This is a genomic window from Ralstonia sp. ASV6 (assembly GCF_016429285.1).
Classification (GTDB): domain Bacteria; phylum Pseudomonadota; class Gammaproteobacteria; order Burkholderiales; family Burkholderiaceae; genus Ralstonia; species Ralstonia flaminis.
In genome coordinates this window covers 1-14,959 of record NZ_JAELUI010000018.1, presented here as the reverse complement: position 1 = coordinate 14,959, position 14,959 = coordinate 1, and the positions used below count along the sequence as shown (strand labels likewise).

Genomic DNA, 14,959 nt, shown 5'->3' with positions numbered 1-14,959 from the left:
AAATTGGCATCGCAGCGTGCCACAAAGAGTGATGTCGATGAATCGCCGTCTCCATAGGGAAAATCATGGCAGTTGAAGCCGATCAACGAGAGATCACCCAGGAAGAGGTCATGTCCGCGTTGGTACAAGCCGGGGAGGATCCCACGGCGACCCGCGTACAGGACGTGCACAAGCATCTGCTTGGCCAGTCGCTTCCAACGGAGGGGCGGCTTGAAGCTATCCGTTCGGCTGTCGATGATGCTCGCGCGAGCGTGCCAAAGATGTTGTCGGTTCTTTCCGCAGCAAAGCGCCAAGTGATCAACGACGCGATCGCGGCGGGCTACGCCGCGGAATTCTCGGAAACGTGCGTTGACCTGGTGCGTCGCTCCAAGCATGAAAAGCCCCGTGTTCTGCGTGGGTTGAGGATCTGGGCGGATGGCTCAGCATTCGACGTGACGCTCGATCTGGGGTCAGCCAAGGCCATGCGCAAGGCGGAAGACTTCCGGGCCATCTTGGGGCTTTCTGAGCGCCTGGAAGGGAAGGGCCCGACCGGCGTCAAAACGAAGCTGATCACGGAAAAGGGGCGTATCTCCCTGGTGATCGACGACCCGTCGAAGGCTCGCGATGAGCGCGACGTCGTTGCAGCCATGACGCTACATGAGGGCACGGGGTGCTGGCAGCTGGTCGACATTCGACTCAGTGAGCACAAGAAGCCTTCGCCCTTTGGAGGCTCCATGTATGCAGACGACTTCTGCGCGCGCTTCCTTCCGGATACCCCGGAGGACGCAACGGTCGCCAAGTCGCTGCTTCGCGAATACAAGGAGCTGGAAGATGGCAAGCTGCTCTGGTGCACGTTCGATGGGATTGTGCGTGGCGAGCCGGAGATCAACGGTTACGCGCCTGTGCGCTACTTCGACCAGGCAGGATATTTCAGCAAGGCTGGAGGGCTGGCAAAGCTCGCTGAGATCAAGTCCTTCTGGGACTCATACCAGGGGGATCCGGCCACGGCGAAGATCCCTAACCCGCTCCGACAGCCCAGTGAGTTGGTTGTCCGCTTTGAGGTCACTATGGCCAAGCGAGAACGCGCAACCCTCGACGTTCCGGTGCGAAAAGAGTCGCAAGGGGCCGCTGCAACTGCGACAAGCGGTGAAGACAGTCTGGAAATGTGATCCGATCGGTGCTTGTCTATTTTAAAGACGCCGCGATTGATCCATTTCTCGTGCGATTAAGCGAACATTTGCCTATACTGGCTTCTAAGATGTCCGCTTAATCGAACCTATGGACACAGCACTCACACCCAAGGATCTTGGAACCCTGCTCAAGAACACGCGTAAGGCGTTGGGGAAAACGCAGGAAGACGTCGCGCGCGCGCTGAAGACGCGGCGCCAGACCATTGCGGACCTTGAGGCCGGCAAGAATGTGGGCACGCACGTGATGTTCAACATGCTGCTGTTTCTTGGCAAGGGCGTTGGCATCACTGACGTACGCCCCACCGTGGACACCATTGCTTCGTTCCTCGAAGATGATGAATGACAAGCTGAAACGCCTCAGCATCTACACGCCGCAGGGTTCGTCGGGAATCCTGCACAAGGATTCCCGCTTCGTCTTCAACTATGACACTCCGCTGCGGGAGCGCGAGGTGAGCCTTGGCATGCCGCTTCGCGCGGAGAGCTATGGCAGTTCGGTGCTCCACCCGATCTTTGCGATGAACCGGCCGGAGGGTTATCTGCTGGAGCGGATCCGGCGCCGGTTCGCGAAGGTCTACAACCTCGATGACATGCGGCTGTTGGCGCTGACCGGGTCCAACCAGATTGGGCGCCTGCGCTTCTATGAGCCGGACATCGGCCCGGAAGGCAATCCAGCCAAAGTGGCGCTGTCGGAGGTGCTCAAGAGTAAGCAGTCGGCCGAGCTGTTCGAGTACTTGGTGGACACCTATCTGCAATCCGGCATCTCTGGGTTCCAGCCGAAGGTCATGATTCCCGACCTGGAGGGCGACTCGCATCTCGGTGAGCGCGCTACGATCGCCACGCCCAACTTGATCGTGAAGGCCAGCGGTGACGACTACCCGCATCTGGCGCAAAACGAATTCCTCTGCATGGAGGCGGCTCGCGTCGCGGGGATTCGGGTACCGGAGTTCTGGCTCTCCGATTCCGGCGACCTGTTCGTGATGAAACGCTTTGACATCGATGGCGACCAGCAGCTCGGGCAGGAGGACATGACCGTGCTGATGAACCGCTCGGCTGAGCAGAAGTACGAGGGCAGCTACGAGAACGTTGTACGCGTGATCGACGCGTACTGCCGCGAGAACGCCGCGGAGAGCGCGCAGCGATTTTTCGAGTACTTCGCACTGAGTGTGATGGTGCGCAACAGCGATGCGCACCTGAAGAACTTCAGCCTGGCATACGAGCATCCGTCCCAGGGCTCACCGATGCTCTCGCCTTTGTATGACGTTGTGACGACCACGGTCTACCGGTACCAGAATCGGCACGGCGTGGAACTCGCGGATCGGCAGATGGCGCTCAAGCTGAACAAGGAGCGCAAATACCCGTCGCGCGAGGAGGTGCTCGCGTTTGGCAAGACGATGTGCCGTGTTTCCAATCCGGAGGCAGTGATCGAGCGCATCAGTGATGCCATGGCGGAGGTCCTGCGCCAGCACGCAGACCGGATCGATCCCAGGCTTCTCAATGACATGCGTGCAGAGTGGGATGGCGGGCGGATGTCCATGGCCCCGGATCACGTCTACCAGAACATGGCCAAGGCGAAACTGAAGGCACCCAGCTCGATGCCGTACGAGCCTTGAATGCGAAGCGATCCGTTCAAAGAGAAATCACGATGAAGAAGAAATCGCCGATTGCCGCGATTACCGAAGACGAAGTCTTGATGGCGTTGTCCGAATTGGGAGAGGACCCGGTCGCGAATCGCGTGCGTAGGGTGCATGAACTGCTGAAAGACAAGAGGTTTCCAAATGGATTGTCGACTGCGTTTGCCCACCATGTAGATGGGCAATGGCACCCGAGTCACTACGTGGCGCCGCAAGCTACTTCGTTGGATGAGTACAAGGAACAGGTGTTTCGCGTTGTTGGTGATTCGCAAGGCGTTCAGTTCGCGGTGCAGGGCGTGGACTATGCCTACTTCAGTTTGGTGGCCGGTTCGCTGATCCCTGTGGGCTTCGATCAGGTTCCAGGCATCGAGCAGCGACAAGAGTTCGTCCTTGAGGCGGTAAGAGAGGCATTGAAGCAGGCGCTGGTGCTAGATCAGCCTGAGTCGCCGCCTTTGCCGGCTACAGAGGAGGCAATTCGTGAAGCACTAGTGGCAACAGCGAAGGGCCAGCACAACCTGGTGGAGCATGAATTTGTTGATCCGCGGACGAAACGCGAATTCTGCGTGCAGCGATCAAAGCAGCGCGGCGAACATAAAAAGGGTGCAGACAAATTCGAATACTTTCTGTTCGAGCGGGTCCCGAACGGTTTGCCGTTTTCATCCAGCTGGTCGGGGCCGATCTCGAAGGCTGAGCTTGAAGCACTGGGGTTCGGATCGGAGGACGCTGGTATTGCCAAAATCTACCATCCGACACTTGTGCAATGCGCAAGGGAAATCAAGAAGGCTCTGGACGAGAACGAGCCGTACAAGCCTGTCCGTCAGTTGACGAAATCGGAGGCCGGGTCGCTGAAACACGCCTTGAGCGAGGAGGATAAATTCCGCCGCGCCCAAGAAGTTGGCGAGGGTATGTTCAAAGGCTGCTACTCAGCAAAGGGGGATCCGTTGCCTGAGAGGGACACGAAGGCGATTCTCTCCTACCTTGAGCAGCCGTCATATGCAGGGTGGTTGGGGATTCGTGAGCTGCAGGTCAACGGGAATCGCTTATTGAACTGGTGCTCTGGTAGTTGGGGGCGAGAGGGGAAAATGGACTTCCCGTCGCCTGAGGTAGTACGGGACGGGATCCGCCATGGGGTGTCTGTCCGTCAAGAAGATATCGATAGGGTTCGTGCGGATCCTACGTGGAGGAGGCTACCAAGCGGACTCATCAGAGTGGAATCACCGGGTGGGCAGCTTGAGAGGGATGACGTGTCTCCTGGTATTTAAACCGATGCGAATGTGGTGAGTTGGTGCTGGCCGCCTTGAGGATTCGGTGCGGGACCTTGTAGCGAATTTGCACTGTTGCCCGGGATCGGGCTGGGAGCCAGGTGCATGTTGGTCGGTGGACGGATCGCGTGCCGTACGGATAGCGGTCCGGGCCACACACTAGCGACACCGCACCCCCTGATTTGGTAACGGAAAAATATATTAAAAAAGATCATTGATGGAGTAAAACGCAAAATAGCTCAGTATATTTGCTCTTTTTAAGTTGTTTGCATACGATCCTGGCCAAGAGCATGAACGGACAAGGCGCCGAAAATGAGCCAGGTGACAAGAGGAGATGTACTGACAGCTGATGAGGTGCTTGAGGTCCTGGTGGACCTCGGCGAGGATCCCGATGTCAACCGCGTGGAGGCCGTCCGAGGCCTCATCACCGGCGACCCCATGGCAGAAGGCGATCGCGCCTCCGGTGTGCGTCTCGCCGTGACGCAAGCGCGCGAACGGCTCGACGCAATGTCCGAGTCGAACACGGTAGAGGTGCCTGCCGGCGAATTCTCGCGAATCTTCACCATTCCACTGGAGCACATGGGGCGCCTGCGTGAGGTGATCGCGCGGCTGAACAAGCGTGCGGCCAAGCTGGGCATGCCGATGATTACGCTGGAGGCTTCGGAGCCGAAGCTGGCAGTCTTCGAGAAGGTCCACGTCTACGACGGCGAGACTCGCGGCGAACGCGTGGAGCTTCAGGCATGCGACGTCAAAGTGACTGGGCAGAAGCCAGTCATTGCCGGCCATAGGATCGTCGGAAAGCTCGAACACATACCCGGTGCGGATGCGCCGTTGGTTCGTGGTCTCGATTTCCCGCAGTCATACATGCACTGCGAACCTAACTGCGATCACTGTCAGCTGAACCGGCAACGGGTCCACACCTTCGTGTTGCAAGAGGTCGCCAGCGGCGAATACAAGCAGGTCGGGCAGTCATGTCTGACTGACTTTTTCAATGGTGACGACCCGCATCACCAAACGGCAATGCTGCAGCTGCTGGTCGAGATGCACGACCTGATCGACGAGCTCCGTGAGCCGGCATATGCGAACGGTGAGGACGCCAAGCTTCCCATTGAGCGTGTGCTCCAAGCCGCCTGTGCGGAAGTGCGGGTGAGCGGCTACCGCTCGAAGGAGAAAGCGGATCAGCAGATGGTCATGTCGACGAGCGACATCGTTCGCGAGCACTTCGCTAAGCGCCCGATCATCAAGCCTGAGGTTGTCCGTCCGGAAGATGTTGAGAAGGCGAAAAAGATTATTGCCTGGCTTCGTTCTGAGGAAGTGGACGCGCTTCGGGCCAGCTCGACGTTCATGCATAACCTATCAGTGCTGGGTTCTGCTGATGACGTTGCAGATCGCCATATCGGCATCGTTGCTGCGGCTGTGCCTTCGTATGACTACCAGCAGCGCAAAGCTGCAGAGCGCGACAGCGATCGTGATAGTCAGTTCGTCGGCACGGTCGACGAAAAGATCGAGCACCACCCCGTTGTCGTGATTGGTCGCACCGTTATTCCGGGAGACCAGTATGGCGACAAGACGCTATACCGGTTCCGTGACGATGCGGGCAACATTTTGGTGTGGTTCAGCACCGGCGGTGACGTCGCCAACGTGGGCGATCGCGTCCACCTGTATGCGACTGTCAAGAAGCACGACGTCTATCGCGATGTTCAGCAAACTTCGCTGCTGCGTGTGAGCACCGCGGAGAACAAGCTGTATGACGCCGTGTGGACGGGTAAGCCGGCAAGCGCCGTCGCCAAGCTGGCTGCCAGGCCTATTGAGATCAATCAACTGCATGTCGGCAACGGCATGAATGCCCTCATGGAAGCGGCCCGCGGCGGGCGGGCGTCGGTGGTCTCAGCGCTGCTCGAAGCGGGCGCTGATCCGAACGCGACCGACAGGGAAGGGCAAACGGCGGCCCACTATGCGGCCGCGCTCGGCTTCGCAAATTGCCTGCTGGTGCTGGAAGATTTCGGTGCAGATCTCACACATGAGTCGGCCCGTGGCCAGACCCCGTACTCACTGCTGGAAGAGGACCAGGCCGCGCTGCTCGAAGACGTGCGGCGCTATCGCACTGATGAAGTGGATACCGAAGCGCGCGTGTGGCAGCGCGATGGCGAGTACCCAATCAAAGGGATGATGACGAAGAAGCAGGCGACTGACCTGCTGACCGAGGAATACGCAAAGCACGCGGCCAACGGGCTCGGCGATCTTCGCTATGAGCTTGCTCGTACGCTCCCGCATTTCGAGGTTGTGATTGACACCTCAAGTGGTGCGCCGGTCGTTCTGGCCGGTCAGAACCACATCGCGTATGCGATCAGTGAGGGCGAGAAGACGATCGCCGCCCTCATCGGTATCGCGCCTGCCGTGTCTGAGCCGGACAGCGCCCCTGCGGCGGAAGTCGAAGCTGCTGCGATGGGGCTGGCTTAGAAACATGGCGCAACGAACTGAATCTACGGGCTCAAGGGGCTTGAACATGAAAGACATCTCTCTCACCAACAAGCCGCTGGCCGCTCATGGGCTTTTGTCCTACCGCTGCCGGTCGGCGTATGGCTGGATCATGATCGGCGCCACTGATCATGCTGATGCGTTGCTCCAAGCTAATCGCAGCAGGCAGGGGGCCACGATGGAGGACTTGCAGGCGTGGAACGGCAAGGCATACGTGCCGGTTGTCGAACTCGGCAACACAAACGGGCAACACCCAGGCAAGTTGGATGCAACGATTCAACCAACGCCTGAAGAAGTGATTGAGGCGCTGGCGACTCTTGGCGAGGATCCGGATGCCACGCGGGTGGAAGCTCTGAGCCTCCAGCTTGCCGGTCGCGATCTGCCGTCTGGCGAGCGTGCCGAGGCCATTCAGCAGGTCGTCTCCGCGGCGCGCAATCACATCGACGCTTGCGGCGCCGCATTCATCAAGGTTCTTTCCCCGACCGAATACCGGGAAAGCAATCCTGTGCCGGCATGGGATGCGTTCTATACGGTGCTGCCTGGCGTTTATCCGGTGCGACTGGTTGAGCGCCTAAAGGGCTACCCGTTCGCGGTCGCTGATGCGGATGTGGTGGTCATCCACGACGCGAAGGCAACCCTTTTTGGTGGCGTCGCGGTTCATCCGGGCGACACCAGTAACCACGGCAAGCAGATCCGGTTTGAGGTGCCGCTCAGGGAGCTGCTTTACGACAAGACTGTAGAAATCCATGGTGTGACATGGTCGCCAGTGCCGAACGATTCGAATTATCTCAAGCCGTCGTTGGCCGACGGCGGTGAGGCACGTGCTCAGCTTGAAGCTGCCGATGCAGTCCGGCCAACGGAGGTGAGCGGGCAGTTTTCCGTGTGGTGCGATGAAGGTTGCTCGCACAAGACCGATTCGCTTCTCCAGGCCGTGCAGTCGTGCAATGGTTTCCTGGACGAAGGACGCGAGTCGCACGTCGTCGATGCGAATGACTTGCACGTCTACAGCGTCGATGTCCGAAAGCAGCTGCAGGCGCTGCAGCTGGAACGCCGCTCGGCATTTGCCTGGTCGCGCTACCCCTTTGCCGGCGTCGAAGGCTATGAGATATCCAGTGCTGGTGACAAGCGCTTCAGCGCCCTTAATGCGCGCCTTGCCGACGGCCGAACCATTGAGGAGGCGTACCAGCTCGATGTGAAAGGGTACCGGGTGCAGGGCAACCATTGGCGCCTGGGCAAGGGCAAGAGCCCGCTGCAGCCGATGACGCAAGACGAGATCTGGAAAGCGTACGCAGGGCTCTGGCGTCAATGGGCGGACGAGAACCCCACTTTGATGGCCGAACTGCGCCAAGCCGTGGCAGGCAAGGTGCTGACGGACAAATTCGCGGCCACGCCGGTTTCGCAGGCGCGCGCGCTGGCCGAGATCCTCACCGAGCAGGATCAGGTATCCCCCGAAAAGCGTCCCGCCCCGGAAAAGCTTCCTTCTTCCCGCGAGTTGAGCGACCGCTATCACGCGCGCGGCGGCATGCCGGCGCCGGTTGTGCAGTTCTTCTACGCGCTGCGCGACAACGAGGTCAACCACCTGGCGGGCCAGGACACGATCGAAGCCGCTGACCTGCAGACATTGGATCGCGGCGCGCGCTTCAAGGTCGCTGAAGCGCTGTTCGCGCGCTGCAGCGAGGAGGCGCAACACGCATTGCTAAACGATGCGCACCACAGCGTGCGTTCCGCCGCGGCCATCGCGAATCGTGATCAGCCGGCGCTCGCTGTGCAAGCGCAGCAAGGCCTTGAATTCTGACCCGAGTGGCTGCCATGAAACCTAATTCTCCCCAACCCGTCACGGACGTCACCTCAGAAGAGGTTCTGATTGCGCTGAGTGCGCTTGGTGAAGACCCGAGCGCCAGCCGGGTGGAAGCGGTGCACGCACACCTGGCTGAGATGGTGCTGGATGTCGGCAAGCGTGAGGACGTGATTCGCTTGGCGGTCAATGCCGTGCGCCAGCAGATTCCGGCGGCTGCCGGTGACTTCGCTTTTGAACTGACGCTGGCCGGATTCGACGGTGGCACAGATGCCACGGATGATCTGATCTTGGCTGTTGGCGCGCCGTTTGGTCATCAGGAGCTTGTTGAGCTTCTTTCCCGTACCGGTCTCTATCCGGACAAGGTTATCGAGGTGACGGATCTGCCGAAGGAACTGCCGCGAGATTTTGAGCTGCCGCTGCAGCTGGCGGAGCTCACCGCTTGCGTAACGGATCTGCTGCAGCAGCATGCAATGAAGGACTCCGTTTTCGGGTCAGTACTCGATATCCGCGCGAAAGCAGGGCGAGCGGGGCACGAGCGAACTGCCAAGGCCGCGCCGAGCAGCATCCCAGACGAAGCAATGACGGTCCTGCGCGAGGCGGATCCGCGACCTGTTGCTCCGTTGGATCCTACCCGGCCGCTCTTTGATCATGCTGGGCGCGAATACCCGGTGGTGGCTGTCTCCAACCTTCAGATCGTGACGTGCACGGTTGGAGCGTACGGCGTGTGGGATCGCCGCACGGGTGAATCTCTGATGCAGTGGGGCGAGGGAATTCGACTTTCGAATGAGCGACCCAGCGCCGAATGGATCGCGCGCCGCCGCGATGCCGCTACCAACGTCTTTGCGGGCATGCACGCTGACGCAGCGATTGCGCGCGCAAGCACTCCGGACGACAGCACGCCCGCTCCGGGCTTGTGAGTAACCCTTCCCAGACAAACAACAATGGATCGAATCATGCAAGCCAACAATGGCAACGGTGTAAGCAAAGAAGACGTACTCGCTGCATTGATTTTTCACGGCGAGGATCCGAGCGGCAGCCGGGTTGATGCCGTTCACGCGCTGGTCGCAGCGCAGGGCGACCTGGTTGGGGAGGATGCTATTCGCCGCGCCGTCGACGAGCAGCGTGTTCACGTGCAGCCGAACCAGATCTTGCCGCCGATGGCGGCTGACCTTCGGCAAGCGCGCTCTCTCTTCGAGCAACATCTTGCCAAGGCGAATGCAGGGCTGAATTCGAAGGACTACTCGGGTGTGCAATTCCCCCGTACTGGCGTGCTTGCAGCCATTGAATTGCACACTCGCGCCTCGTGCTTGAACTGGGTTCTGGAGATGCTTCCTGACGTCAACACAACGCCGGTCAAGAAGGGCGAGGTATCGATTCCGCTGACGCCTGAAGTGATGGCCAAAGAAATCAATTGGGGCAGGGACCTGTTTGAAAAGGAGCTCGCGAAATTCCGCGACTCCCTCAACAGTGATGATCTATCGGTAGCTCAATTTCCGCGTGTCGGTGACGATGCTCGTGTGGAACTCGATACGCGTGTGAAGGTGCTCAATTGGGTCTTGGAAATGACGCCGAACCCGGCCCGATACAACGTAGTTGCGGCTGCTCCGGTCGAGCCTGAAGTCGGTGCCCCGTATCGGTTCGCCGACGACGAGCTCGAAGGCACGGTCTTCGTGAAGGCTGTTTCGGGCGGCCGTGTCTACTACGAGGGGGACGCAGAGGGCTCGGCGGAGCTGGGAGAGTTCGTCAAAGATTTCAAGCGCGACGATGAAGAGCAGGATGCCACGCACGAAGGTCGCCCGTCCTGGGAATTCGTGTGTGAGCATTTTGGCTTGGACGAATGCTTTCAGTACACCGAGCAACAGCGCGAGGAGTACTACAGCCTGCTGGAACAGGATGCGAGTGAGGACGTGAAGATCGTCGAACTCGCGCTGGGGAACCTGACGGAGCTCCTGGCAGATCCGTGCAGCGCCGATCGCGAACACATGGGTGCCGAGAAAGCGGATCGTTGGGTAGCACGTGGCAAGGAAATGCTGAACGATCTGGGCAACCCGGCCCGCGTGAACGTTGCCATCAGCATTCCGGCGCAGATGCCGGAGTTCAGCGCAGAGCAGTCCTTCAATCCGAAGATGCAGGTTGCTCGATTCGAACAGGCGATGAAGGCATGGCGTGTTGCCGACGAGTCTGCCTCCCTCGTGGCCGGTCCCAATGAGCGCGATGCGGTTGTACTGATGCTCGCAGATCTGCGGCACTACTGCGATGTGCACGGGCTCAATTTTGGGAGGCTCGATCGCGAGGCCTACACGGAATACGTCAACGACAAGAACCGAGCCCGCGAGGAAAACGTCTCGCCGGACGTTGGCGTGTGAGACGCCGCATTGGCGGTTGATTTCGGCTTAGGCGCGGCAGGCTGACGCGCGGCCAGTTCTGGATTGAGGAGCATGCAATGGTTGGCTCGCTGAGTACACAGATGTCCAATGAAGAAGTCATCGCCGCGCTGGTGAGCTTGGGCGAGGATCCCAGTGCAGGGCGTGTCGAGGCGGTGCGCGCGTTTGTCAACGTGCAAGGTTTTCGTGTCGGTTCAAGCGATCAGGCGAAACGGCTTGCGGTGGACGCAATGCGTAGGCAAGTCGAGACGTTGCCGCAGATGTTGGCGGGGATGGGTTACAGCGTCGAGTTGGCTAAAAGTGCAGCCGACCAATACGTTTGGAGTGTGCAGGCGCGCCATACGATTTTCCCGAAGGCGAAAGTGTACGCCGACGGGAAGTATCCGAATCAGGAGCAGGCGTGGGCTGCCGCCTTTGGTGATGCCCTTGCCTGGGGTGCCATTCGCATGAAGAGTGGCGTAGCCGTTCCCCAGCATGACGTCGATGTGTTGGAGCCGAAGGCGCAATTCATCGCTCGTGTGACCGACACGCTGGTGTCTTGCGGTTGGCAGGCGAAAGACGGCACGGCCATCGCAAGCCGAGCCTTCGATACCGCCGTTGGCAAGAAGGAAGCTGTGGTGTATCTCGTGGGCTTTGGTGGTGAAGACGTTTACCAGCTGCAAGGGGAGTACTACTCAGAGGGACGCAACGCGCTTGAACCTCATTGCGTCCGAATTTCGAAGCATGACGACGCGTCCACGACCGTCGATCTCGTGCGCCGATTCTCTGACAACGCGGTCAAGATTGTCGGGCAGACATACGCGGCACGACTATATGACGGTGGCGAGGTGGCCAATGCAGGTAGCACCAATGGGCGCCCAAAAGAGCCTGACATGCTGTTCAAGGCCGTGAACGTCACGGGGGAATGGTTTGACGGTGACGTCAGTATTCCTGCGTACACGTGTGGACTGCTCTGGAACGGTTTCCAGCAGCCGTATTTCCCCAGGGCCTCGGTGCAGATGATCGCCGAACTGATGCCCGACGAGGTTGAGTTTGATGTAAGCAACAACGTCGTTCGCATCAAGGACGAAGGCGAGGAAGTGGCCATCGAAAAGGCGACTCATATTGAAGTCGATGGTCAGCGTGTTGAGGTGTTTAGCGTGGGTTCTTCGGGCTGGTGCTGGGAGAAGGTTAGCTTGGCATTTGCCGCGGAGAATGATTTGACCGATGGCGCGAAGGAGTCGCCGGAAATCGTCGTGTTTATTCTTCCGACACAGGAGGACATTTCCCAAGCCAGAAACGGCGTTCGTCCGGACAACATGTTGGAGCGCAAATTCGCTACGCAAAACGAACTCAGGGCCTATCAAGAAGGGATCGGTGCCGTTGAGGACGAATTCGATGAGATCGATGGCCTGAACGTGGTCGGCAGCAAAGTGACATTCACACGCGAGACGGATATCACAGCGGACGCCGATATCGTGGAGTTTGTTTTTTCTTCGCCTGCTGAGGCGGAAGCGTGTCGCCAAGGTATCGACGATGCCCTGGGATTGAAGGGTCCACTTATCGTTGGCGCAGGAAACCATCTGTTCCCGATGCTTCAGCAAATGATGTCCAAGGTGGATCAAGCGGCCTCGCAGGTTTCTGAGGGGAAGAGCATCAATGACCTGGCCGAACCTTCATTAGACCTGTAAGCCGGGCCCTTTGCACTGAGGAAAGAGACATGAACCAGAAGACAAACGACGTCACGCAAGAAGATGTCATCCAAGCCCTCACGGCGATGGGGGAAGACCCCAGTGCAAGCCGGGTGGAGGCGGTGCACCGGCTGGTGGGTGGGAAGGATCTGCCGGCCGGCAAGCGCGAGGAGGTGATTCGCCAAGCTGTAGAAAGTGCAAGGCAGGAGATGGGCATGCTGGCGCAGCTGTCTGAAGTTCCCGATCCTGAGGGGATGAACTCGGAGCGCCCGTCGTGGGCTCGCGAGGCCCTCGCGACGTTCAAGGCGGAAACGCGCTGCGATGAGGAAGACGCAGTGGCTGACCTGCTGACGAACCTCATGCACCACTGTGATCGCGCGGGGCTGGATTTCATCGTGGAGATGGGCCGCGCTGTCCGTCACTACGAGCAAGAGACGTCGTGTCAGTTCGAATCCGCGGGCTTAGGTTCGCTGGACTCGCTCGTGTCCGATGCGCATGAGCTGCGGGACATGAAGATTGAAATCAACGGTGACTATTCGGCGGATGATCTAAGGCGCTGGAACGACCGAATCGTTCTCGCAGAGAAGACTGTGGAGTTGCTGAAGAGCGTACCGCTTTATGCGCATCTGGAGCAGCGCGCGCAGGACCTGCTTGCTTCGGAAGCTGCGGCGCCGGCTGTCGATGGGGGCGCGCAAGGGGCACTGGTCAGCCCAAGGACTGATATCGAACGGATCCAGAGCGATCCCGCATCGAGCCCGGCCGCGTCGCCGGACCTATAACGTATTCAGTCTTCAGAGGGGAATTTCATACCATGGAATCGAAATACAACTGCCATGCGCTGTCGAACGAGGAACTGCGCGAGGTGTGCGTCATTGGGCTGACACGAGGCGAGCTATGGCTCCCCTGTGTTCGGTCGGAAGTTATTGAAGGGCAGCATTACTGGCGAGACACCGAAGATCAGGCGCCGACGAAACACGGGCCATTCGCCAGCGAGCGCGCGGCTTTGCTGGACGCGATCGAGACGGAAGGCGTGGAGAACCCGGAGGCTTGGGGCATCGTAATGTCAAGGACATCTGCAGGTCCTGGCGCGCCGAAGTACCTCGATTACGTTAATGGCTTGCCACTTCAGGATGCATTGTGGTGGTTCATTGAAAACGCTTCAGACGATCTCGAAAGCAGAACCGAAATCTTCTTTGCGCTGCGCGAGCGAGTGCGCGCGCAAGTGGCCCTGGAAGGTTCTAGTGTAGAGGCGGCAGGGAAGGCAAACGGGTTGCAGGATTCGGTTGACAGGACACTGATGGTGACCATTCCTATCAAGACCGAGATGCGAGCGACCCCGCAAGAGTTGGCGGACATTGTTGAAAAACTGATTGACATTGGAGTCGCAGACGCGCATTCAACGTTGGAAGACAAGGAGGTTGATCACAAGGATGCACGGCTCGCGACGGGGATCGATTTCGGAAAGATCCAGGTGGTTGAGACAATCGCCACCAAGCGCGCTGAATCTGTAAGCGTAGACCCCGCACCGGGCTTCTGAATGCCTTGCAATTCGATCAGATCCGCCGTCCTCAAAACCGGAAGAACGGCGGGTCTTTTTGCTTGTGCGCCTGGCCATGGGCCGCGCAGCCCGGGTGTGATAAGTTTCCCGACAATTCCACTCGTCAAAGCGCATCCCCATGGAATCCAGAACCTTCAGTGTGCAGCAGGTATTCCAGGACCGGCGTCGTTATGTCGTCCCGTTCTTTCAACGACCGTACGTCTGGTCGCGCGACGAGCAATGGCTGCCGCTCTGGGATGACATCCGAGACAAAGCCCAAAGCAGATTGATCGGGGCAAAGCCGGTACCGCACTTCATGGGCGCAGTGGTTCTTGAGCCGCAGAAGAAGGATGGGCTCATCGGGGTTGAGCGCCACCACATCATCGACGGTCAGCAGCGTCTTACGACGCTTCAGTACGTTTTAATGGCCATGCTTCTTGCGTTTCGGGAGGCTGGCGCAGACAAGCTTCTGCCCCTCATACAAGCCTGTCTCATGAACGATAACCCGCAGACGATGGAAGACCCGTCTGTGGAGAAATTCAAACTGTGGCCGACGTTTCGTGACCGGGGCCAGTACGAGAAGGCGATGACGGCCGATTCGATCGTCGACTATCTCCAACGCTTTCCCGCGAGCTTCACTGCCACAGGATCGCTTCGCAAGATCGGCGTCATTCACCCGCCTGCATTGGAAGCGATTCTGCTGTTCCACGAATTGATTTCGAACTGGTTGTCAGAGCCGCAGGATCCTGATGCCACGATTGATCGCCAGAATGCCCTGGCCAGTGCTGTCCTATCTGACCTTTCAATTGTCTGCATCTCGCTCGGCGAGGAGGACGATGCGCAGATCATTTTCGAAACGCTCAATGGTCGGGGCGCTGAGTTGCATGCCACAGACCTCATCCGTAACTTTATCTTCTTGAAAGCCGGCAATGATGCGGCAGAGTTGTATGAGTCGTTGTGGACGCAGTTTGAGGCTTCGACGTGGAGTGAGCCGTTGGCGCGTGGCCGCCTGAATCGCCCGCGCCTGGAG

Annotated in this window: 12 protein-coding genes; all 12 read left to right on the top strand. The window is 59.0% G+C overall.

Annotated features, from left to right (window positions below; genetic code table 11):
- Nucleotides 1–65 precede the first annotated feature (65 nt).
- Complete coding sequence (locus JHD73_RS05130) at nt 66–1,148, top strand: hypothetical protein (protein ID WP_199028449.1); 1,083 nt, start codon at nt 66–68, stop codon at nt 1,146–1,148.
- Between the two features lie 109 nt (nt 1,149–1,257).
- Complete coding sequence (locus tag JHD73_RS05125) at nt 1,258–1,512, top strand: RodZ family helix-turn-helix domain-containing protein (protein WP_199028446.1); 255 nt, start codon at nt 1,258–1,260, stop codon at nt 1,510–1,512.
- On the top strand, nt 1,502–2,779 hold the full coding sequence (locus JHD73_RS05120; protein WP_233176788.1) for a type II toxin-antitoxin system HipA family toxin: 1,278 nt from the start codon (nt 1,502–1,504) through the stop codon (nt 2,777–2,779). Before JHD73_RS05125 ends, JHD73_RS05120 begins: the two co-directional genes overlap by 11 nt.
- A gap of 32 nt (nt 2,780–2,811) precedes the next feature.
- A complete protein-coding gene (locus JHD73_RS05115; protein ID WP_199028444.1) occupies nt 2,812–4,062 on the top strand; it encodes a hypothetical protein in 1,251 nt (416 codons plus the stop codon).
- A gap of 312 nt (nt 4,063–4,374) precedes the next feature.
- On the top strand, nt 4,375–6,522 hold the full coding sequence (locus JHD73_RS05110) for an ankyrin repeat domain-containing protein (protein ID WP_199028442.1): 2,148 nt from the start codon (nt 4,375–4,377) through the stop codon (nt 6,520–6,522).
- 46 nt (nt 6,523–6,568) lie between these two features.
- Nucleotides 6,569–8,335 carry a KH domain-containing protein gene (locus JHD73_RS05105; RefSeq protein ID WP_199028440.1) on the top strand — a complete coding sequence of 589 codons (1,767 nt, stop codon included), beginning with the start codon at nt 6,569–6,571 and terminating at the stop codon, nt 8,333–8,335.
- 14 nt (nt 8,336–8,349) lie between these two features.
- Nucleotides 8,350–9,255: a hypothetical protein gene (locus tag JHD73_RS05100; RefSeq protein ID WP_199028439.1), complete on the top strand. Its 906-nt coding sequence runs from the start codon at nt 8,350–8,352 to the stop codon at nt 9,253–9,255.
- A gap of 36 nt (nt 9,256–9,291) precedes the next feature.
- Nucleotides 9,292–10,704 carry a hypothetical protein gene (locus tag JHD73_RS05095; RefSeq protein WP_199028523.1) on the top strand — a complete coding sequence of 471 codons (1,413 nt, stop codon included), beginning with the start codon at nt 9,292–9,294 and terminating at the stop codon, nt 10,702–10,704.
- 101 nt (nt 10,705–10,805) lie between these two features.
- Nucleotides 10,806–12,392, top strand: coding sequence for a hypothetical protein (locus JHD73_RS05090; RefSeq protein WP_199028437.1), 1,587 nt, complete (start codon nt 10,806–10,808; stop codon nt 12,390–12,392).
- A gap of 29 nt (nt 12,393–12,421) precedes the next feature.
- On the top strand, nt 12,422–13,171 hold the full coding sequence (locus JHD73_RS05085) for a hypothetical protein (RefSeq protein WP_199028435.1): 750 nt from the start codon (nt 12,422–12,424) through the stop codon (nt 13,169–13,171).
- A 32-nt stretch (nt 13,172–13,203) separates the two neighbouring features.
- Nucleotides 13,204–13,929, top strand: a complete 726-nt coding sequence (locus JHD73_RS05080) for a hypothetical protein (RefSeq protein WP_199028433.1) — start codon at nt 13,204–13,206, stop codon at nt 13,927–13,929.
- 139 nt (nt 13,930–14,068) lie between these two features.
- The coding region (locus JHD73_RS05075) for a DUF262 domain-containing protein (protein WP_199028431.1) at nt 14,069–14,959 on the top strand (891 nt) is incomplete at its 3' end.

Coding starts and splice junctions, on each gene's coding strand:
- JHD73_RS05120 (WP_233176788.1), top strand. CDS start 1,502: ATGATGAATGACAAGCTGAAACGCCTCAGCATCTACACGCCGCAGGGT.
- JHD73_RS05100 (WP_199028439.1), top strand. CDS start 8,350: ATGAAACCTAATTCTCCCCAACCCGTCACGGACGTCACCTCAGAAGAG.
- JHD73_RS05110 (WP_199028442.1), top strand. CDS start 4,375: ATGAGCCAGGTGACAAGAGGAGATGTACTGACAGCTGATGAGGTGCTT.
- JHD73_RS05125 (WP_199028446.1), top strand. CDS start 1,258: ATGGACACAGCACTCACACCCAAGGATCTTGGAACCCTGCTCAAGAAC.
- JHD73_RS05090 (WP_199028437.1), top strand. CDS start 10,806: ATGTCCAATGAAGAAGTCATCGCCGCGCTGGTGAGCTTGGGCGAGGAT.
- JHD73_RS05085 (WP_199028435.1), top strand. CDS start 12,422: ATGAACCAGAAGACAAACGACGTCACGCAAGAAGATGTCATCCAAGCC.
- JHD73_RS05080 (WP_199028433.1), top strand. CDS start 13,204: ATGGAATCGAAATACAACTGCCATGCGCTGTCGAACGAGGAACTGCGC.
- JHD73_RS05095 (WP_199028523.1), top strand. CDS start 9,292: ATGCAAGCCAACAATGGCAACGGTGTAAGCAAAGAAGACGTACTCGCT.
- JHD73_RS05115 (WP_199028444.1), top strand. CDS start 2,812: ATGAAGAAGAAATCGCCGATTGCCGCGATTACCGAAGACGAAGTCTTG.
- JHD73_RS05105 (WP_199028440.1), top strand. CDS start 6,569: ATGAAAGACATCTCTCTCACCAACAAGCCGCTGGCCGCTCATGGGCTT.
- JHD73_RS05130 (WP_199028449.1), top strand. CDS start 66: ATGGCAGTTGAAGCCGATCAACGAGAGATCACCCAGGAAGAGGTCATG.